Below are 20,131 nucleotides of genomic sequence, written 5' to 3' on the forward strand. Positions count from 1 at the left end.
CTGCTCATCGTCTTTGGCGGCTTGATCTTCTTCTTCCTGATCGTCGAGCCCCACGGCCTGGCGCGCCTGTGGCAGATCGCCAAAGAGAAGCTGCGCCTGTGGCCCTTCCCCCATTGACCTTCATGAATAAAGCTACTGCGCGTCCCGATCCTGCAATTCCGGTGCTCGCTGTACTTCAGTACAGCTCCGCTCCTCGTTTCAGCCTCGGGCCTGCTCGCCACGCTTTCTTCACGGAGGTCCGGTCTAGAGTTGTTGCTGCATCCACACCATAAAAGAGGAGACAAACACATGAAACTGAAGAAAACCGTTCTGCTCGGCGCCGTCATCGCCGGACTGCTGGGTTCTTCCATGGCCAGCGCCAACGAGGAGCAGTTCATCGGCCTGCCCAGCTATCGCGTCGGCCCCTATGCGGCGGGTGGTTCGGGCTTGTTTGGTGGCTGGATCGATTACATGCAGCTCGTCAATGAGCGCGATGGCGGCGTCAATGGCGTCAAACTGATCTGGGAAGAGTGCGAGACCGAATACAACAATGCCCGGGGCGTCGAGTGTTACGAGCGCCTGAAGAAGAAGGGCAGTACCGGCAACTCCGTGTTCCAGCCCGTCTCCACCGGTATCACCTACTCGGTTCTGGACAAGGTCGCTCAGGACAAGATCCCCATGGTCACCATCGGCTACGGTCGCACCGATGCGGCGGACGGCCGGGTCTTCCCGTGGGTCTTCCCGATGATCACCACCTACTGGTCCCAGGCTTCCGCCATCGTGAACTTCATGGGCCAGAAGGAAGGCGGCATGGACAAGCTGAAGGGCAAGAAGATTGGCCTGCTCTACCATGATTCCGCTTACGGCAAAGAGTCCCACGCCATCATGGACAAGCTGGCGGCCAAGCATGGCTTTGAAGTGATCAAGATCGCCGTGGCCCACCCGGGCAACGAGCAGCAGTCCCAGTGGCTGCAGATCCGCCAGGCCAAGCCTGACTACGTGGTGCTGTGGGGCTGGGGTGTGATGAACCCCACCGCCATCAAGGCCGCCGCCAAGACGGGCTTCCCCCGCGAGAAGCTGATCGGTGTGTGGTGGTCCGGCGCCGAGGAAGACACCATCCCCGCGGGCCCCGCTGCCAAGGGCTTCATTGCCGCCGGCTTCAATGTGGCGGGCGCCAACTACCCGGTCGTGGCCGACATCAAGAAGCATGTGTACGGCAAGAACAAGGGCAACATGGAAGACAAGACCCGTGTCGGCTCGGTGTATTACAACCGCGGCGTGGTGCACGGCATCATCACCGTCGAGGCGATCCGCAAGGCCCAGGAGAAGTACGGCAAGGGCAAGGCCCTGACCGGCGAGCAGGTGCGCTGGGGCTTCGAGAACCTCAACCTGGATGACGCCCGGCTGAAGGCCCTGGGTGCCACCGGCTTCATGCCGCCGCTGAAGATCACCTGTGCCGACCACGAAGGTCCGGGCAAGGTGAAGTTTCAGCAGTGGGACGGTAGCCAGTGGAAGGTCATCACCGACTGGGTTGACTCGGATCGCCCGCTGGTGCGCGGCATGATCGAAGAGTCCGCCGCCACCTATGCCAAGGAAAAGGGCATCAAGCCCCGCGACTGCTCCAAAGAAAGCTGACCTGGGGCGGCGATAAACCTACTGCGCCCCCGATCTCGCAAGTCCGGTACTTGCTGTACTCCACAGTACAGCTCCGTTCCTCCTTGCGACCTCGGGGTGCTCGCTACGGTTTATCGCCACCTCAGGCTGCGGCAGATGGGTTTTTCGCGATAGAACAAGATCGAGGGTGATGTGAGTCACCCGTAAAAAGGGGATGGCCGCTGCCATGTCTTACCTCAGCATCAACAACATCGAGGTCATCTACGACCACGTGATCCTTGTGCTCAAGGGTGTCTCCCTGCAGGTGCCCCAGGGCAAGATCGTGGCGCTGCTGGGTGCCAACGGTGCCGGCAAGAGCACCACGCTCAAGTCGATCTCCAACCTGCTGCGCGCCGAGCGCGGTGACGTGACCAAGGGTAGCGTCGAGTTCAAGGGTGAGCGCATCGACCAGAAGACACCAGCCGAGCTGGTGAAGAAGGGTGTGATCCAGGTGATGGAAGGCCGGCACTGCTTCGGCCACCTGTCCATCGAGGAGAACCTGCTTACCGGTGCATACACCCGAAGCCAGTCCCGCGCCGAGCTCAAGGACAGCTTGGACAAGGTGTACAACTATTTTCCCCGTCTCAAGACGCGGCGGACGTCCCAGGCCGGCTACACCTCCGGCGGCGAGCAGCAGATGTGCGCCATCGGCCGCGCCCTGATGGCCAAGCCCGAGATGATCCTGCTTGACGAGCCCTCCATGGGCCTCGCGCCGCAGATCGTCGAGGAGATCTTCGAGATCGTGAAGGACCTCAACAGCAAGGAGAACGTGAGCTTCCTGCTGGCCGAGCAGAACACCATGGTGGCCCTGCGCTATGCGGATTTTGGCTACATCCTGGAGAACGGGAGAGTGGTGATGGAGGGGGAGGCCGCCGATCTGCGGACGAATGAGGATGTGAAGGAGTTCTACCTGGGACTGTCGTCGGAAGGGCGGAAGAGTTTCCGGGAAGTGAAGCACTACCGGCGGCGGAAGCGCTGGTTGTCGTAAGGGTGCCCTTGTGCTGCGCGGAGGCTCAGACGCGCATCGGTTCGGGCCGTGGTTCTACCGCATCACAGTTGTGGAAGGCGTCTTGGGGTCGAATTCATTCGACCTCCGCCCGCCGGATCACTGGCAAGCCCTTGGGCAAAGTCCGCGGCCGGATAAGTTTGACCCCCCGGGAGAGTCAGGCCATCCCGAAAGGCGCGATCCCGCCAGCCTGAGGTGGAACAAGGGCGCGCCGTCCAGGTAAAGCTGAAAAACAAGGCCGGATCCGCTTCGGCCCCCAGAAGAACAACTTTCCGCTCGCGGAGAAACCATGAACTACTACGACGCCCGTGAAACCCGCGACCCCGCCGAGCGGGAGCGTGACCTGCTGGCCCGTCTGCCAGCCCAGGTGGCCCATGCCAGGGCGCATGCCCCGGCCTTCTCTGCCTTGCTGAAAGATGTGGATCCGGCCACCATCACCACTCGCGAAGCCCTCGCCACCCTGCCGGTGACCCGCAAGTCGGATCTTGCGGAGCTGCAGAAGGCGGCCCGGCCCTTTGGTGGCCTGGCGGCGGTGCAGTGGGGAGCGGGCTGCGCCCGGGTGTTCGCATCGCCCGGCCCGATCTACGAACCGGAGGGCGCGCGCAAGGATTACTGGCGTCTGGCCCGGGCCTTCTATGCGGCGGGCTTTCGCAGCGGCGACCTGGTGCACAACACCTTCTCGTATCACTTCACCCCGGCGGGTTCGATGATGGAGACTGCCGCCCATGCCCTGGGTTGCACGGTGTTTCCAGCCGGAGTGGGGCAGACCGAACAGCAGGTGGCGGCCATGCAGGATCTGCGCCCCGACGCCTATGCCGGCACGCCGTCCTTCCTGCGCATCATCCTCGACAAGGCCGACGAGCTGGGGGTGAAAATCGACAGTCTGAAGAAGGCCTTCGTCTCCGGTGAGGCCTTTCCCCCCAGCCAGCGTGAAGCCCTGGCTGCTCGCGGCATCCAGGCCTATCAGGCCTACGCTACTGCCGATTTGGGTCTGATCGCCTTCGAGACCCCGGCCCGCGAGGGGCTGGTGCTGGATGAGGACGTGCTGCTGGAAATCGTCCGCCCAGGCACCGGCGACCCGGTAGCGCCCGGTGAAGTGGGGGAGGTGGTGGTGACCACCTTCAATCCCGATTACCCCCTGATCCGCTTTGGTACCGGCGATCTGTCAGCGGTGCTGCCGGGGGCGTCGCCCTGCGGCCGGACCAATATCCGCATCAAAGGCTGGCTGGGCCGCGCCGACCAGACCACCAAGGTCAAGGGCATGTTCGTGCACCCGGGCCAGGTGGCGGCTGTGCTCAAGCGTCACCCGGAGATCGGCCGGGGGCGCCTGGTGGCGGACAACCCGGACCACAGCGACCGCATGACTCTGCACTGTGAGCATGCGGGGCCGGAAGAGGGGCTGGCGGAGGCGGTCGCCGTGTCCATCCGCGAGCTGACCAAGCTGCGGGGCGAGGTGCTGTTCTGTGCTCCGGGCAGCCTGGCCAATGACGGCAAGGTGATCGACGACGTACGCAAGTACGAGTGAAGCGAATCCTTCAGGAGGATGTGTTTTGACAGCGCCGGCCTCTCCCGGCGCTTTTTTTGACCCCCGCGGCAGGATCGCCGGGGCTTGCCGGGTGGGCTTGTGGCTAACCCGCATGGTCGGGGGCGGAGGGCTTCTGGCACACTCGCTGCCTGTTCCCGATGGGTGTGCCCGCCGTGCAGAGCTTCCTGCTTCTCCTGCCTGATTTTGCCCTGATAGCCCTCGGGGTGGTGTTGCGCCGTCACGCAAGGTTGGAAGATGGCTTCTGGCAGGGGGTGGAGAAGCTGGTCTACTTCGTGCTGTTTCCTGCCCTGCTGTTCAATGCGCTGGCCCGGGCGCAGATCCACCTGCACACCTTCGCGCCCCTGTTTGCGGTGGGCCTGCTGACCATGGGCAGTGGCCTGGTGCTGGGTTTGCTGGGGCGGCCCTTGATGGGCCTGGGGGCGATGGCCTTCGCTTCGCGGCTGCAATGTGCCTATCGCTTCAACACTTACATCGGGATCGCGGTGGCCGGCAAGTTTGGCGGTGCTGCGGGGGTGGCTGCGATGGGGGCGCTGTGCGGTGCGATGGTGCCCTTTGCCAACATGGCGGCGGTGGGTTTTCTGGCTCACCACGGGCAGGGGCGGCTCTGGCAGGAGCTGGCCCGGAACCCCCTGATTGTCGCCACGCTGGCGGGCATGGCCTTCAGCTTCTCTGGCCTGCACTTGCCGGAGCCGGTGCTGCCCTTCCTGCAACGTCTGGCCGATGCGGCGGTGACCCTTGGCCTGCTCGCAGTGGGGGCCGCCTTGCGGGGCGGTCGGAGTGAGGGGGGGCGTCTGGGGGCGGTCTACCTGTGTGTGGTCAAGCTGCTGGCGCTACCGGCCATTGCCTGGTGGCTGGGCGGTCTGCTGGGCTTGACCGGAACGGCGTTTGCCACGGCGGTGTTGTTTGCAGCGCTGCCCACAGCGTCATCGGCCTACATTCTGGCCATGCGCATGGGGGGAGACGGGCCAGGGGTGGCCTGGTTGATTTCGGCCACCACGGTGGCGGCGGCGGTAAGCTTGACCGCCTGGCTGGCCTTGCTGACGGGCTGGGGCGCCTGAACCTGGCGCCCAGCTCCGGGGGCGGATTACTTGGCTTCCTTCGGCTTGCCCTTGGCCGGTGCTGCCGGGGTCGGGGCTGCTGCTGCGGCCGCAGCAGCGCTCTGTTCGGCGGCATTCTGCATCAGGTTCCACGGCCACATGCCGCTGGCAAAGGGGTTGGGTTGGGCGCTGTCGTCGCCGTCTTTGCGGCCCCCTTCGGCGGCCACCTTGCTCATGGCCTGCATGGCGGCGATGGTGGCACGCTGCATTTCAAGGCCTTGGGTGGCCATCTGCAGGGAGCTGAGGTTCATCTTGAGCCAGTTCTCGACGGCTTTCATGTCGGAGATGCGTTTGTCGAGTTCATCCACGTCGAGGGTCGGCGTGACCATGCCGGGCAGGCTGAAACCCATCTTGCTCCACATGCTGCGCATGAACTCCATCGGATCCTGTGCGTTGTTTTCGGTGCTCATCGCTCTCCCCTTTGTTTCAACTGGTTATTGACGCTTCGATAGTACCCGATGCACTTCCCGCCTGCATCAGGCTTGGGTTTTGCGTTGCAGCAGCGCGCGTAGCCGGGCGGGCCGGACGGGCTTGTGGAGCAGGGGAATGCCGGCGCGCTGGGCATCGCCCGTGGTGGTGGCCGAGGTGTCGCCACTCAGGATGATGGCCGGCACCTGTCTGCCGAAATGCTGGCGCAGGCCCCGGATGACGGCGAGCCCGTCCACGGTGCTGCCGACCCGGTAGTCGCAGACGATCATGTCGGGTGGGGTGTGCCCGGCGAGGGTGGAAAAGAGCGTGTCCGGAGTGTCGGTGGCGGTCACGGTGCAGCCCCAGGATTCCAGCAGGCCGGTGGTGCTGGCCAGCGCCAGTTCGTCGTCATCGACCAGCAGCACATGCAGCCCGTGCAGGGAGTGGGGTGGTGGTGGCGGAGCGCCCTCGGGGATCACGCTGGCCGTGGCGAGGGGCAGTTCGAGGGCGAAAAGGGCGCCGTGGCCGGGGGTGGAGCGTAGCGCCAGGCGGTGGGACAGCAGGTCGGTGAGGCGGCGCACGATGGCCAGGCCGAGGCCGAGGCCCTTGGCCCGGTTGCGCTCCGGGTTGTCGAGCTGGACGAACTCCTGAAATATCGCCTCTTGGGCGTCAGGAGAGATGCCCGGGCCGTTGTCCCGGACTTCAATGCGTACCTTTTGGCCGCGTTTGCGACAGGCCAGCATCACCGTTCCGCGAGGGGCGTAGCGCAGGGCATTGCTGATGAGGTTGTGGAGGATACGCTCAAGGAGCAGGGGGTCGCTCTCCACCCACAGGCTGGTGGGGCGCAGGCGCAGGCGCTGGCCGTGGAGCTCGGCTTCCCGGCGGTAGTCCACGTCGATGCGTTCGAACAGGGGCTGTAGCGGGAAGGGCTTGATCTGGCGGTCGAGCACGCCAGCGTCGAGGCGCGAGATGTCGAGCAGGCTGTCGAGGAGGTTCTCCATGGTCTCGGCCGATACGGCGATGCGTTCGACCAGCCTGCGGGTGTCGGGGGCGTGCTGCTTTTGACCCAACTCGGCGACGAACAGGCCGAGGGCATGCATGGGCTGGCGCAGATCGTGGCTGGCGGCGGCGAGGAAGCGTGTCTTGGCCTGGTTGCCGCGCTCGGCTTCTTCCTTTTTCTGCATCAGTTCCCGGGTTGCGGCGGCGATCTGCCGCTCCAGGTCTTCCCGGGAGGCGCTGAGCTTGTCGGCCATGTCGTTGACCCCCTCTGCGAGGGTGCGCAGGCTCTTGCCTCCTTCGACGGGCACCCGGCTACTCAGGTTGCCCTGGCCGAAGCTGGCCACCGTTGAGGCGATGCGCAGGATGGGGCCCGAAATGCCGCGGCTCATGCGCAGGGCGAGGGCCACGCTGGCAAACAATACCGCAGCCACCATCAGGATGGCGTTCCGCAGCAGGCGGGACTCTTCGGCACGCAGGGAGTCGCGGCTCATCTCGACGAGCACTTCGCCGTGGCGGACCTGAGCCTGTGCCGCACCGCTGCTGCCGGTCTCGAGGAAGGTGTCGTCAAGGGCAATGCCGGGCCCGGTGACCTGTTCGCGGAACAGCAGGGGGCGGCTGTGCTCCCGGGCACTCAGGCCTGCGCTGGTGGGGGTGCCGCGGGTGCTGTCGGCGAGCACTTCCTGAAGGGGGCTGAACACCGCCACGCGGACCACGTCCCGCTCCTGGAGGATGGAGTTTGCCTGTTTGCGCAGGCTCTCCAGGTTGCCGGAAAAAACCCCGTACTCGCTGGCGGCGGCCAACTGGCGGGCCAGGGCTTTGCCGCGCTGGGAATGGGCGTCTTCGAGATCGGAGAGCCGGGACGAAGTGAAGTAGGCGATCAGCACCAGTGCCATCACCGTGGTGGGCAAGGCTGCGATCAGGACGGCGCGGGGGCGGATATCCCAGTCGTTGGGGGTGATCATGGGGTGCCCTCGGCCCGTTCAAGGCGTTCGCGCAGGACGCCGGGTTCGTCGAGGACGATGCCCAGGGAGCGGGCCACGTAGGGGTTGGTACTGACGCGGAAATGGCGTGGTGCGGCCGGCGGCGGCAGGGTGCCGGAGGCGAGCCCCTGGCGTGCGGCTTCGCCGGCCTGCTGGCCGACCTGGGCCGGGGTGCTGTACAGGGCCAGCAGCGCACCGGCCTTGACGTAGGCGGGCGAGAAGCCGACCACGGGGGAGCGCTGGTGGTAGGCGGTGAGCAAAATGTTGGAGATGGTCCGGTTGTTGTAGACCGTGGAGTCGGGTGTGGCGAGCAGGATGCTGGGTTCGGCCAGGGCGCGCTGCAGGGTGGGGTAGAGCTCGCTCTCCTCGCTGAGCTGGGCCAGGGTGGGGCGCAGGCGCCGCTCCCGGGCCGCGCTTTGCAGGCGTTGCCCGAGCTCAAGGCTTTCACGTCCGACGAGCAGGGCTACCCGCGACCACTCGGGCAGGGCGATGCGCAGAAGTTCGATCTGCCGGGGCGGCGGCTGGTCGATGAAGACGGCTGATACCCGGCGGGCGTCCTCGGCGCGCAGGGGGAGGCGCTCGTAGGTGCTGCGCGGCAGCAGTGTGTGGAGGACGAGGCTGCGTGGAGCGAGGGCGGTGATGCTCTGGGCGGCCCGGGCGCCCAGGGTGATGATCAGGGCGCAGTTGCTGAGAGTGGTACTGTCGTCGCTGCGCAGGGGAGTGGGAAGGGTCTGCAGGCGGTGCCCGGCACTGCGCAGTTCTGCGCCCAGGGCCTCGGCCGCCTCGCTGAAGGCGCTCCCTTCTTCCGACATCACCAGGCATGCCTGCCCGGCGAGGGCCCAGCTGTTGCCCACGGCCAGCACGAGAAGGAGGAGGAGGCGCAGCACAAGACCCATCCGGATCAGAGTTCGAGCTGGAGGGTGGCAAAAACCTGGCGGCCCCACCAGGAGGCCCGGGGGGCGAAGGTCTCGTCGTCTCCGTCGATGTTGCGGGCAGTGAGGGCGACTTCGCCGCGAAGCAGTTCGGGGGGCAGGCGGTGGCGCAGTTGCAGGTCGAGCTGGCGGAACATGCGGATGCGATGCTCTGCATCAGCGTACCAGCTCATCCCGCCTACCCAGCGGCGGGCGATGCTGACCTGCCATTGGGGGTGGAACTCCCAGGCGCCGAAGAGCCCGGAACTGTGCCGCGGGGCGGAGTTGGCCACCCAGCCGCTGGGCTGTGCGCCGCTGGCGGCGGCAGGGTCGCCGGGGCCGTCCACCCGCAACTCGGTGTGATGCAGCGACAGCCAGGTGCCGGTGGCCGGACGCCAGGTGGCGAGCACCTCGAAGCCACGGATGTCCGCCTCGCCGCTGTTGGCGAAGTAGCGCGTGTTGTTGCGGGGGATCAGGCCGACGCTGGAGTTTTCGAGGCGCATCTCGATCAGGTCACGGGCGCGCTCAAGGAACAGGCGGGTGTCGATGCTGGCGTGGAGAGGGTGCAGCTCTGCCAGGTAGCCCACCTCGTAGGTGGTGATTCGCTCGGCCCGCAGGTCGGGAGAGGGCCGGAAGGTCTGGGAGACAGGGGTGCCCGCGGGGATCGTCATGAGGGGGGTGACGACCGGTGCGGAGGTGGAAAAAATCATGCTGGACTTCTGCTCGAAGGCAGTGGGGCTCCGGTATGAACGGTTGATGGCGAGACGCAGGGTCTGGTTTTCCGTCATATGATAATTGGCTGATGCCCGCGGTGCTAGCGAAGTTCCGGTCAGAGAGTTGTCTTCGGCCATGAAACCGGCATTGAACAGCCAGTCGGGCGCAGCGCGCCATTCCAGAGTCCCGAAGGCGCGATTGACGCCGTGGCGTACCCTTTCGTCCGAATTGAAGCGCAGCGGCGCGTCGAGCTTGTCTTCGCGCATGCCCGCCCCGAAGACCGCCCGCAGCGTGGGGGCGGGGCGGGTGATGCGCTGGATCTCCAGGTCGTCACGCACCGTCCGGAAGCCGTAATCGAAGTCGAAAGGGAGGCCGATGGTCACTGCCAGGCCGGATTGCCGGGGTGGGATGGGGACGCTCAGGGCAAAGCGGTCACGGCCGTTTTCTTCCTGGTGGTACCAGGTGACACTGAGTTCCTCGTCGGGGGCGGGGGCATGCCGCCAGCGTAGAAGGCCGAAGGTGTTGGCGATGCGGGCCGTGCGTTCCGGGTCGGTGGGGTTACCGTCTTTGCCTGTGCCCTGGTCGTTGTTGCTCCAGCCTGCCTGGAACTCAAGCACATGGTCGTGGTTGATGGCCCAGTCGGCTCGCAGGGTGGCTAGCTCGGACGTGCGCCAGTCATTGATGGCGGAGAGACCGCGGTCATGGTTGCGTGCCGCGGTGATGCGCAGGTCCACGTTGCCGAGGCGCTCACCCACGCTCACCTTTACGTCATTGATGCCACCGCTGCCGGCTCGGTAGCGCAGGCTGCCACCGCGAGTCTCGGACGGGGCTCGGGTGATGATGTTGGCAACGCCGAGAAACGCATTGCTGCCGTAGGCGGCCGAGTTGGTGCCGCGAAAGATCTCGATGCGCTCGATATCGTCGATATCCACGCCCAGCTGGTTCCATTCCACGCCGGCGATGAAGTAGGGCGAGTACACCGAGCGCCCGTCCACCTGCACGAGCATGCGCCTGGGTGCTTCGTCGGACAGGCCGTGATAGGTGACGAGGGGCTGGTTGCCAGTATGCAGGCCGACCTGGAAGCCCGGCACCAGCATGAACAGCTCGTGAATGTTGCGGGCTCCCGATGCACGGATCATGTGGCGGTCAACGACCATCAGCGATCCAGGGGCGTCGGCGCTGGCCTGCTGCAGCCGGGTGGCCGACAGCACTACCGGCAGGTCGGCCAGGTAGGCGGCTTCGTCGGGGCTGTTGTCCGGTGTCTGGAGCTGGGCCCGGGCCGGCAGGGCTGAGGGGAACAGCAGGGTCAGCGCGACCAGGGCGCGAAGGGTGATGGCGTGTGGCGTGGGGTGGGAAATGGGCATGATTTGCGCCGTGGCGGCCCGGGATGCTAATTTTCTCCGTTTTGCCCGGGGCTGGGTAGGCTAAACTGGGGGCTACCCAATTCAGGTAGATACCCGTGAGCAAGCGACACTGATGCAGACACGCATTCTTATTGTTGAAGACCACGTTCTGGTGCGTGAGGCCATGGCTCTGACCCTGGCCCAGGTGCGTGAAGACGTGGTGTGCGAGCAGGCCAGCAATGCCACCGACGCGCTGGCCCTACTTGAGGCCGACTCCGATTGCGACCTCGTGGTGGTGGACCTGATGCTGCCGGAGATCAACGGTTTTTCCTTGCTGGGGGTCGTGGCCAAGCGCTTTCCTGCCGTGCCGGCCCTGGTGGTGTCGGCGCTGGACGACAGGGAGTCGGTGCATCGGGCGATGAAAGCCGGTGCCTCGGGCTTCGTCTCCAAGGCCAGCCCCAGCAACACCCTCATCGAGGCTGTGCGCACCATCCTGTCTGGCGGCGTGTTCACGCCCGAAGCGGCCATCGGAAGTGACGGGAGCAACCGCAACCGGCGTGCCAGCCAGGCATTTGCCGAGCGCTTCCAGCTCACCGCGGCCCAGGGGCGGGTGCTTGAGCTGGTGGCCCAGGGGAAGTCCAACCGGGACATCGCCGAGTTCCTTGGCCTGTCGGAAGGCACCGTCAAGGTGCACGTGTCGGCCATCCTGCGTGCCCTCGGCGTGACCAGCCGGGCCCAGGCCCTGCTGATGATGACCCGGGCCGGCCTGCGGGTCTGAGGGGCGTCTACCACGGCTGTCATCGGCTGTTCATGCGCGTTTAACGCAAGCTGAATAGTCTGCCGGGCATTCAAACTCCCGGCGACTGCCATGTCCTTTCTGCGAAGCTCCCGTACCGTGCTGGCCCAGTCCCTGGCCCTCTCCGCCTGCGCCCTGACCCTCTCCGCCTGTGGTGGTGGTGGTGGCAGTGATGGTGGCGCCCGTGCCCTGGATCTGACCATCCTGCACATCAACGACCACCACTCTCATCTGGACGCAGAAACCACCACGCTGACCCTGAAGGATGCCACCGGCACCCCACGTTCGGTGACGGTGGATCTGGGCGGTTTCGCCCGGGTCACCGCGGCCATGGAGGCCCTGGCCACGCCGGGCCGCAACGTTCTCAAACTGCACGCCGGCGATGCCATTACCGGTGATCTGTACTTCACCCAGAGCGAAGGTCAGGCTGACGCGGTGCTGATGAACACCGTTTGCTTCGACGCCTTTGCCATCGGCAACCATGAGTTCGACAGCGCCGACGCCGGCCTGGTGAAGTTCATCGACTACCTCCACGCTGGCGCCTGCCAGACGCCGGTGCTGTCGGCCAACATTGAGCCGGCGGCAGGGACTGCCCTGGCGGGCCGAATGGGGGCGTACAAGATCATCGAGAAAGGCGGCGAGAAGATCGGCGTGGTCGGCCTCACGGTGAAGGACAAAACCCAGTTTGCCTCGCGTCCGGACGCCAGCACCCGTTTTCTGGATGAAGCCACTGCGGCCCAGACAGTCATCAACGAGCTCAAGTTGCGCGGTGTGAACAAGATCGTGCTGCTGTCCCACCTGGGCTATGCCGCCGACAAGGCCATTGCCCCCAAACTGTCCGGTGTCGACGTGATCATCGGTGGCGACTCCCACACCCTGCTCGGGCCCGATAGCATGGCCGGCTACGGGCTGACCCCGTCGGGAGCTTACCCCACTCAGGTCGTCGACAAGGACGGCAGCAAGGTCTGCATCGCCCAGGCCTGGCAGTATTCCTACGCCGTCGGCGCCCTCGACGTGAAGTTCGACGCCAGCGGCAAGGTCACCGCCTGTTCGGGCAAGCCCCAGGTGCTGGTGGGCGACAGTTACAAGGTGGGCACCGCAGCCGCCTCGGCGGCTGATGCCGCGGCCTATCGCAGCCAGCTCGATGCCTCCGGCGTGTTCCTGACCACCACGCCCGCGGCGGCGGCCACCGCAGCCCTGGCGCCCTTCAAGGCGGCCAAGGATGCCCTCGGCCTGCAGGTGGCCGGAACCACTACCGACAACCTGTGCCTGCGCCGGGTGCCCGGTAGCAAGCGTGACACCAGCCGTTCGTCCCTCGGCGACGTGTGCAACCTGGACTCCACCGTGGTGGCCCACGGCGGCGACATCCAGCAGCTGGTGGCCGAGGCCTTCCTGGAGCAGGGCCAGCGCTTCGGTGGTGCCGACATCAGCCTGCAGAACGCTGGCGGCGTGCGCGTGGATATACCGGCGGGGAACATCACTGTCGGCAAGGTGTACACCCTGCTGCCCTTCAAGAACACCCTGTACCGCCTGGTCATGACTGGCGCCCAGGTCAAATCGGCCCTGGAGGACGGGGTGGATTCGGTGCTCAACGGCACCGGCTCCGGCGCCTACCCCTACACCGGCGGCCTGCGTTTCGCGGTGGACATGAACCAGGCCAAGGGCAGCCGTGTCAGCCGGCTGGAGCTGCGTGACAGCACGGGTGCCTGGAAGCCCCTCGACCTGGCCGCCAGCTACAAGGTGATCACCAACAACTTCACCGCCGACGGGGGTGACAAGTACGACACCCTGAAGACCATCCCTGCCGCTCAGCGCGAGGACACCTTCCTGGACTACGCCGACTCCTTCCTGCAGTACGTGCGCAGCAAGTCGCCTCTGGCCAAGCCGGCGGCTGCCGATCGCAGCACCCAGCAGTACAGCGAAACCCCCTAAGCGCTCTCCCCAGGGATAGGTGCTTGCTTCATGCCCCGCTCCGGCGGGGCTTTTTGCATGCGGCCGGGTTAGCATGGCCGGAATGGAAACCCACGAGCGCGTCCCATGATCGATGTTGCCCACGAAATTCTTGCCTTCAACGCCGGCCGTGATCCGGAGCGCCTGCGCCTCAAGTACCGCAACATGCGGGCCAGCCCCTTTGTCTTCCTGCGCGGCACCTGCCATCTGTTCTATCGGCGGCTCCCCGCCGATGCCCTGTTCGACGCAGCGCCGCCGGTATGGTCCTGCGGTGACCTGCATCTGCAGAATTTTGGCAGCTACAAGGGCGACAACCGGCTGGTCTATTTTGATCTGAACGACTTCGACGAAGGCCTGCTGGCGCCGGCCAGCCTGGACCTGGTGCGTTTCCTGTGCAGCGTGTTGGTGGCAGCACCGGACCTGGGCGTGGGCAAGAAGGGGGCCCGTGCCTTGGGGGCGGCCTTTCTGGATGCTTACCTGGCAACCCTTGCCTCCGGCCGCGCCAACTGGGTGGAGCGGGACACCGCGGAAGGCCTGGTCCACAACCTGTTGGCCGGGCTGCATGGCCGCCAGCGGCCGGCCTTTCTCGACGGGCGCACCACGCTCAAGGGCAAGCATCGGCGCCTGCGCCTGGACAACGGCAAGGCTCTGCCCGTCACCGAGTCCAGGCGGGAACGGGTCTGTGCCCTGATCGCCGGGCTCGCCCGCCAGCACGCCGATCCGGATTTCTTCGAGGTGCTCGATGTGGCCCGGCGGATTGCCGGCAATGGCAGCCTGGGGGTGGATCGCTACGTGATCCTCGTCCGCGGCAAGGGCTCACCGGACGGCAACGAACTGCTCGATCTCAAGGAGGCCCTGCCCTCGGCGGTGTTGCCGCGAGTGGTAACGGCGCAGCCTGCCTGGCGCGCCGAGGCCGAGCGGGTGGTGGCCATTCAGCGTCGTATGCAGGCCGTGCCGATGGCCTTTCTCGAGCCCGTGCGCTTTCGCAAGCGCTCCTACATGCTGCGGGCCCTGCAGCCCAGCGAAGACAGGGTGAGCCTTGATGTGGCGCGTTCCGGCGAGGGGGCCGTCGCCAAAGTGCTGGCCAGCATGGGGGCCATCGTCGCTTCGGCCCAGTTGCGCAGCAGCGGGCGCGATGGTTCGGCCATTGCCGATACCCTGATCGGCTATGCCGGGGAGTGCCAGCGCAAGGCCTTGCTGGATGCTGCGCAGGAATGCGCCGCCCAGCTCCGGCAGGATTGGGAGGCCTACGTGGAAGCCTACGACGACGGCGCCTTCAAACTCTGATCAGCGCATTCGCGTCACGTCGCGCATGGGCGGGGCGCCGAACAGGCGCCGGTATTCCCGGCTGAACTGGGACGGGCTCTCATAGCCCACCCGGCGCGCTACCGTGGCGGCATCCACGGCTTCGGTCAGCATGATCTTGCGCGCCTCCTGCAGGCGTAGCTGTTTCTGGTACTGCAGCGGGCTCATGGCGGTCAGCGCCTTGAAGTGATGGTGCAGGGACGACTTGCTCATGTTGGCGGCCTCGGCCAACGCGTCGATGGAAAGCGGCTGGTCGAAATTGCCCTTGATCCAGTCGATGGCCCGGGCGGTACGTTGCCCCTGGCCATCGGCCGCGGCGATGCTGCGCAGGCGGGCGCCCTGCATGCCGGTGAGCAGTCGGTAAAGCAGCTCCTGCTCGTACAGGGGGGCCAGCACCGGGATGTCCTGGGGTGTGTCGAGCAGCCCGACCAGGCGCAGCACCGCGTCCATCACCGCTGTGCTCATCGGGCTCACCCCCAGGCCGAGGGGGCCGCTGGCCGGCGGCAGCACGGCCGCCGGCATGCTGCTGGCCAGCTCGGCGATGCGGCGTGGGTCCATGTCGAAGGCCACGCACAGGTAGGGGCGCTCCGGCGAGGCCTCGGTGATCTGCCCCATCACCGGCAGATCCACCGAGGTGATCAGATAATGCCGGCTGTCGTAGTGGAAGGTCTCGTCGGCCAGGCTCAAGCGCTTGCAGCCCTGGGCGGCCACTGCCAGGATCGAGCGATAGATGGCGCAGATCGGTGTGCTCGTGCTGGACGCCCGAAACAGGCTGAGACCCGGGATAGGAGTCGGGTTGGGCCCGTCGCTGGTGCAATATCGTTCAATGAGATCGGCCAGCGCCAGGCTCGCCGCCTCAAGCCTGAAGGATGAACTGCGGGCGGAAAGTCCTGATTCGGTCATGGTTTCTTCCTGTTGCGGGCTTGTCCGGAATTATCGCCTTCCGGGGCGGCGATGGCAGGGCTGAGACACGACTCCGGACAATCAGGCAAGAATCTCACAGGATTCTGCAATGCCGCAAGGCGTGCCGTGGGCTACATTTCCGCAAGTAGAGGCCACCGCTTTCATGCTGGCCGATCAGACAACACTGTGTCCCCCAAGGGAGATTGACCATGATCCAGCTCACTGTAAACGGCAAGGCCCACAAGGCGGATGTCGACGCCGACACCCCCCTGTTGTGGGCCCTGCGCGACACCCTCCTGCTCACCGGTACCAAGTACGGCTGTGGGGCCGGCCTGTGCGGCGCCTGTACCGTGCATGTGAATGGCCAGCCCACCCGCTCCTGCATCACCCCGGTGTCCGATGTGGCGGGCAAGAAGATCACCACCATCGAGGCCGTCGATACCACTCGCGTCGGCAAGGCCGTGCAGGACGCCTGGCGCAAGCTCGACGTGGTGCAATGCGGCTACTGCCAGTCGGGTCAGATCATGTCTGCCGTGAATCTGCTCAGCACCAAGAAGAAACCCACCGACGCCGACATCGACGCCGCCATGACCGGCAACCTGTGCCGCTGTGCCACCTACGTGCGCATCCGGGCGGCCATCCACGAAGCCGCCAAGGCGCTGGCGTAAGGAGCCGACGATCATGAACAACCCCATCCAGAACCTCTCCCGCCGTGGCTTCCTGCAAGGTGCCGCCGGCCTGACCCTGGGCCTGTCCCTGCCGGCCTTCGCCGCCAAGGCCGGTGCTGCTTCCGCCCAGGCCGCCGCCACCTCTTTCGAGCCCACGCCCTTCCTGCGCATCGGCGCCGACAACAGCGTGACGGTGCTCTCCAAGCACCTGGAAATGGGCCAGGGCACCTACACCGGCCTGGCCACCATCGTCGCCGAAGAGCTCGACGCCGCCTGGGTGCAGGTGAAGGTCGAGGGCGCCCCGGCCGACGCCAAGCGTTTCAACAACCTGGCCTTTGGCCCCATGCAGGGCACCGGCGGCAGCACCGCCATGGCCAACTCCTGGGAACAGCTGCGCCAGACCGGCGCCACTGCCCGGGCCATGCTGGTGTCGGCTGCAGCCAAGCGCTGGAACGTGCCCGCCGCCGAGATCACTGTCCGTGATGGCGTGCTCAGCCACGCCGCCAGCAAGCGCAAGGCCACCTTCGGCGAGCTGGCCGAAGCCGCCGCGGCCGAAGCCGTGCCCGCCAAGGTCAGCCTCAAGGACCCGAAGGACTTCCGCCTCATCGGCAAGCACGCCCCGCGCAAGGACAGCTTCGCCAAGACCAACGGCAGCGCCAAGTTTACCCAGGACGTGCACCTGCCCGGCATGCTGGTTGCAGTAGTGGCTCACTCGCCGCGATTCGGCGGCAAGCTCAAGTCCTTCGACGCACGCAAGGCCAAGGCCATCAAGGGCGTGGTGGATGTGGTGGCCGTTCCCACCGGCGTTGCGGTGCTGGCCACCGACACCTGGACGGCCAAGAAGGGCCGCGATGCCCTGAGCGTGGAATGGGACGACAGCACCGCCTTCAAGCTTGGCACTGCCGAGATGCAGGCCCTCTATCATGCCCTGGCCCAGAACCCCGGCCTGGTCGCCCGCAAGGAGGGCGATGCTCCCGCCGCACTGGCTGCCGCCGGCACCCGCACCATCAAGGCCAGCTATGACTTCCCCTATCTGGCCCACGCTGCCATGGAGCCGATGAACTGCGTCGTCCAGCGCACGGCGGATGGTCTGGAGGTGTGGAATGGAGAACAGTTCCAGACCGTCGACCAGGGCGCCCTGGCCGCGATGTTCGGCCTTCCCCCCGAGAAAGTCGTCATCCACATGCTGTATGCCGGCGGCAGCTTTGGTCGGCGCGCCAGCACCCAGGTGGACTACATTCGCGAGGCGGCTTCCATTGTCAAGGTCAGCGGCACCACGGCACCGGTCAAGCTGGTGTGGATGCGTGAGGACGATACCAAGGCCGGTTACTATCGGCCCATGTTCCACCACGCCCTTGAGGCTAGCCTCGATGCCGCGGGCAACATCCAGGCCTGGCGTCACCGCCTGGTGGGGCAGTCCATTGCCAAGGGCTCGCCCTTCGAGGCCTTCATGATCAAGGATGGCGTGGACGGTCTGTCGGTGGAGGGGGCCTCCAACCTGCCCTATGCCATCCCCAACCTGCAGGTCGAGCTGACCACCCCGGCCGACATCCCGGTGCCGGTGCTGTGGTGGCGCTCGGTGGGCTCGACCCACACTGCCTATTCCACCGAGACCTTCCTCGACCGCCTGGCCGCCGCAGGGAAGCAGGACCCGGTGGCCCTGCGCCTCAAGCTCCTCGAAAAGCACCCGCGCCATTCGGCCGTGCTGCGTCTGGCCGCCGACAAGGCCGGCTGGGGCACGCCCCTGGCCAAGGGCAAGCTCGGCGAGCGCCGCGGCCGCGGGGTGGCGGTGCATGAATCCTTCCACTCCTTCGTGGCCCAGGTGGCCGAGGTGACGGTGGCGGCGGACGGCAGCATCAAGGTAGACCGCATCGTCGCCGCCGTGGATTGCGGCATGGCCATCAACCCGGACAACGTGCGGGCCCAGGTGGAAGGTTCGGTGGGCTTTGCCCTGTCGGCGGCCCTGCATGGCGAGATCACCCTCAAGGACGGTGTGGTGGAGCAGGGCAATTTTGGCGAGTACGCCCCGATCCGCATCAACGAGATGCCGAAGGTGGAAGTGCACATCGTCGCCTCCGCCGAAAAGCCGACCGGCATCGGTGAGCCCGGCGTGCCCCCCACGGCACCGGCGGTGGCCAACGCCATTGCCGCGGCCACCGGCAAGTGGGTCACCCGCATGCCTTTCCTCACCGATGCGCTGAAGGCCTGAGATGCTTCAGCCCCCACGCTCACTGTGTTCGCTGCCCCCCGAGGGGGCGCAGGCCTTCCTTGGGACGGCCCGGCGGGAGGCCTGATGGATAGCCAGGATCTGCAAGTACTGGCGGCGGTGCGCCGCTGGCGGGCCGAGGGGCACCGGGTGGCGCTGGTCACCGTGGCCCGCACCTGGGGCTCGGCGCCCCGTCCGGCGGGGGCCTGGATGGCCCTGCGTGATGATGGTCGGGTGCAGGGCTCGGTGTCGGGCGGCTGCATCGAGGACGACATGATCGCTCGCATGCTGGATGGTCGCATCGGCGGCAGACAGCCCTTTGTGCTCACCTATGGAGTCACCCGGGACGAGGCCAACCGTTTTGGCCTGCCCTGTGGCGGCACCCTGGAGCTGGTGGTCGAACCGGCCCCGGACCACGCCCTGCTGGCCGATCTGGCCGCGCGCCTGGAAGGGGGCCAGCTGGTGCGCCGGGAGGTCGATCTGGCCGATGGCCAGGTGCGCATTTTCGATGCTTGTCGGGGTGAGGCCATGCATTGGGACGGCCAGCGCCTGGCCACCCTGCATGGCCCCCATTGGCGCCTGCTCATCATCGGTGCCGGGCAGATCTCCCGCTATCTGGCGTCCATGGCCCAGGCCCTGGATTACGCGGTGACGGTGTGCGACCCGCGGGAGGAATATTCCGTTGAATGGGACGTGCCCGGCGCCACCCTGGTGGCCGGTATGCCCGACGACGTGGTGATTGCCATGGCGCCCGACCCCCACAGTGCCATCGTGGCCCTGACCCACGACCCCAAGCTCGACGACATGGCCCTGCTGGAGGCCCTCAAGTCGCCGGCCTTCTATGTGGGGGCCCTCGGCTCACGGGTCAATAACACCACCCGCAAGGCGCGCCTGCTCGAATACTTCGACCTCTCCGAGGATGAGGTCGGGCGCCTGCATGGCCCGGTGGGGCTGCACATTGGCAGCCGTACTCCGCCGGAGATCGCCATCTCCATCCTGGCCGAGATGACCGCCGTGAAGAACGGTGTGAGCGTCGCCCGCACGGAGCCGGCCTGCCCGGCCAGCGCCGGCTGCGGCGTGCGCTGAGGCATGGGGCCGATCATCGGCCTGCTGCTGGCGGCCGGGCAGGGGCGGCGTTTCGGCAGTGACAAGCTGCTGCACCCGCTCGCAGACGGCACACCCATGGCCTTGGCGGCAGCCCGTCGTCTGAAGGCCGCCTGCCCGAGCTGCATTGCCGTGCTGCGCCCGGAGCAGACCGTGCTGGCCAACTTGCTGGCCGCGGAAGGGCTGGGTACGGTGCTGTGCGCCGATGCCCGTGATGGCATGGGCCACAGCCTGGCGGCCGGGGTGGCCGCCAGCCCCGCCGCTGGCGGCTGGCTGGTGGCCCTGGGCGACATGCCCTTCATCGAACCTCACACCCTGCGCCAGGTGGCCGGCGCGCTGGAGGCCGGCGCCACCCTGGCGGCGCCCTGGTTCAAGGGGCAGCGCGGCCATCCGGTGGGTTTTGCTGCGTGCTGGCGTGAGGGCCTGCTGGCTCTGGCCGGCGACGCCGGCGCCCGGGACATCCTCGGTGGGCATCCCGAGGCCCTGCGGAGGATCGACACCACCGACCCCGGTGTGCTGCGCGACGTGGATACGCCGCAGGATCTCGCTCCGGGCTGAGCCCG

16 protein-coding genes and 1 pseudogene are annotated in these 20,131 nt (G+C 66.5%); 12 read left to right on the forward strand and 5 right to left on the reverse strand.

The window, feature by feature from the left end; all coding sequences use genetic code 11:
- The 5 genes and pseudogenes from PHI64_RS16245 to PHI64_RS16265 form a co-directional block, all read left to right on the forward strand.
- Window positions 1-117: pseudogene (locus PHI64_RS16245) on the forward strand (branched-chain amino acid ABC transporter permease); the annotation flags it as partial.
- Window positions 118-288: 171 nt separating this feature from the next.
- Window positions 289-1,614, forward strand: coding sequence for an ABC transporter substrate-binding protein (locus tag PHI64_RS16250; protein WP_299884798.1), 1,326 nt, complete (start codon window positions 289-291; stop codon window positions 1,612-1,614).
- 205 nt (window positions 1,615-1,819) lie between these two features.
- Complete coding sequence (locus PHI64_RS16255; RefSeq protein ID WP_299884800.1) at window positions 1,820-2,620, forward strand: ABC transporter ATP-binding protein; 801 nt, start codon at window positions 1,820-1,822, stop codon at window positions 2,618-2,620.
- 307 nt (window positions 2,621-2,927) lie between these two features.
- Complete coding sequence (locus PHI64_RS16260) at window positions 2,928-4,163, forward strand: AMP-binding protein (protein ID WP_299884803.1); 1,236 nt, start codon at window positions 2,928-2,930, stop codon at window positions 4,161-4,163.
- A gap of 158 nt (window positions 4,164-4,321) precedes the next feature.
- Window positions 4,322-5,242 carry an AEC family transporter gene (locus PHI64_RS16265; protein WP_299884806.1) on the forward strand — a complete coding sequence of 307 codons (921 nt, stop codon included), beginning with the start codon at window positions 4,322-4,324 and terminating at the stop codon, window positions 5,240-5,242.
- A gap of 26 nt (window positions 5,243-5,268) precedes the next feature.
- Here PHI64_RS16265 and PHI64_RS16270 read toward each other — a convergent pair whose 3' ends face one another.
- The 4 genes from PHI64_RS16270 to PHI64_RS16285 all read right to left on the reverse strand — a co-directional run bounded on the left by PHI64_RS16270 (window position 5,269) and on the right by PHI64_RS16285 (window position 10,657).
- Window positions 5,269-5,691, reverse strand: a complete 423-nt coding sequence (locus PHI64_RS16270; RefSeq protein ID WP_299884809.1) for a PhaM family polyhydroxyalkanoate granule multifunctional regulatory protein — start codon at window positions 5,689-5,691, stop codon at window positions 5,269-5,271.
- A 66-nt stretch (window positions 5,692-5,757) separates the two neighbouring features.
- Window positions 5,758-7,650, reverse strand: coding sequence for an ATP-binding protein (locus PHI64_RS16275; RefSeq protein ID WP_299884812.1), 1,893 nt, complete (start codon window positions 7,648-7,650; stop codon window positions 5,758-5,760).
- The gene (locus PHI64_RS16280) at window positions 7,647-8,555 is read right to left on the reverse strand and encodes an ABC transporter substrate binding protein (protein WP_299884815.1); all 909 of its coding nucleotides are present in this window, start codon (window positions 8,553-8,555) and stop codon (window positions 7,647-7,649) included. The genes PHI64_RS16275 and PHI64_RS16280 overlap by 4 nt, the downstream gene beginning before the upstream one ends.
- 14 nt (window positions 8,556-8,569) lie before the next feature.
- Window positions 8,570-10,657, reverse strand: a complete 2,088-nt coding sequence (locus PHI64_RS16285) for a TonB-dependent siderophore receptor (RefSeq protein WP_299884818.1) — start codon at window positions 10,655-10,657, stop codon at window positions 8,570-8,572.
- A 112-nt stretch (window positions 10,658-10,769) separates the two neighbouring features.
- On the opposite strand from PHI64_RS16285, the gene PHI64_RS16290 reads away from it, so the two are divergent.
- From PHI64_RS16290 to PHI64_RS16300, 3 genes are all read left to right on the forward strand, one after another.
- On the forward strand, window positions 10,770-11,414 hold the full coding sequence (locus PHI64_RS16290; RefSeq protein WP_299884821.1) for a response regulator transcription factor: 645 nt from the start codon (window positions 10,770-10,772) through the stop codon (window positions 11,412-11,414).
- 90 nt (window positions 11,415-11,504) lie between these two features.
- Window positions 11,505-13,364: a 5'-nucleotidase C-terminal domain-containing protein gene (locus tag PHI64_RS16295; protein WP_299884824.1), complete on the forward strand. Its 1,860-nt coding sequence runs from the start codon at window positions 11,505-11,507 to the stop codon at window positions 13,362-13,364.
- A 105-nt stretch (window positions 13,365-13,469) separates the two neighbouring features.
- Window positions 13,470-14,669, forward strand: coding sequence for a DUF2252 family protein (locus tag PHI64_RS16300; protein WP_299884826.1), 1,200 nt, complete (start codon window positions 13,470-13,472; stop codon window positions 14,667-14,669).
- Here PHI64_RS16300 and PHI64_RS16305 read toward each other — a convergent pair whose 3' ends face one another.
- On the reverse strand, window positions 14,670-15,590 hold the full coding sequence (locus PHI64_RS16305; protein WP_299884829.1) for an AraC family transcriptional regulator: 921 nt from the start codon (window positions 15,588-15,590) through the stop codon (window positions 14,670-14,672).
- Between the two features lie 209 nt (window positions 15,591-15,799).
- Between PHI64_RS16305 and PHI64_RS16310 the strand changes: the two genes are divergently transcribed.
- From PHI64_RS16310 to PHI64_RS16325, 4 genes are all read left to right on the forward strand, one after another.
- Window positions 15,800-16,258, forward strand: a complete 459-nt coding sequence (locus PHI64_RS16310; RefSeq protein ID WP_299884832.1) for a (2Fe-2S)-binding protein — start codon at window positions 15,800-15,802, stop codon at window positions 16,256-16,258.
- A 13-nt stretch (window positions 16,259-16,271) separates the two neighbouring features.
- Window positions 16,272-18,467, forward strand: a complete 2,196-nt coding sequence (locus PHI64_RS16315) for a xanthine dehydrogenase family protein molybdopterin-binding subunit (protein ID WP_299884835.1) — start codon at window positions 16,272-16,274, stop codon at window positions 18,465-18,467.
- An 84-nt stretch (window positions 18,468-18,551) separates the two neighbouring features.
- The gene (locus PHI64_RS16320) at window positions 18,552-19,550 is read left to right on the forward strand and encodes an XdhC family protein (protein ID WP_299884838.1); all 999 of its coding nucleotides are present in this window, start codon (window positions 18,552-18,554) and stop codon (window positions 19,548-19,550) included.
- Window positions 19,551-19,553: 3 nt separating this feature from the next.
- Complete coding sequence (locus PHI64_RS16325) at window positions 19,554-20,126, forward strand: nucleotidyltransferase family protein (protein ID WP_299884841.1); 573 nt, start codon at window positions 19,554-19,556, stop codon at window positions 20,124-20,126.
- Window positions 20,127-20,131: the final 5 nt, after the last annotated feature.

The sequence above is a fragment of the Zoogloea sp. genome (assembly GCF_028689785.1).
Classification (GTDB): domain Bacteria; phylum Pseudomonadota; class Gammaproteobacteria; order Burkholderiales; family Rhodocyclaceae; genus Zoogloea.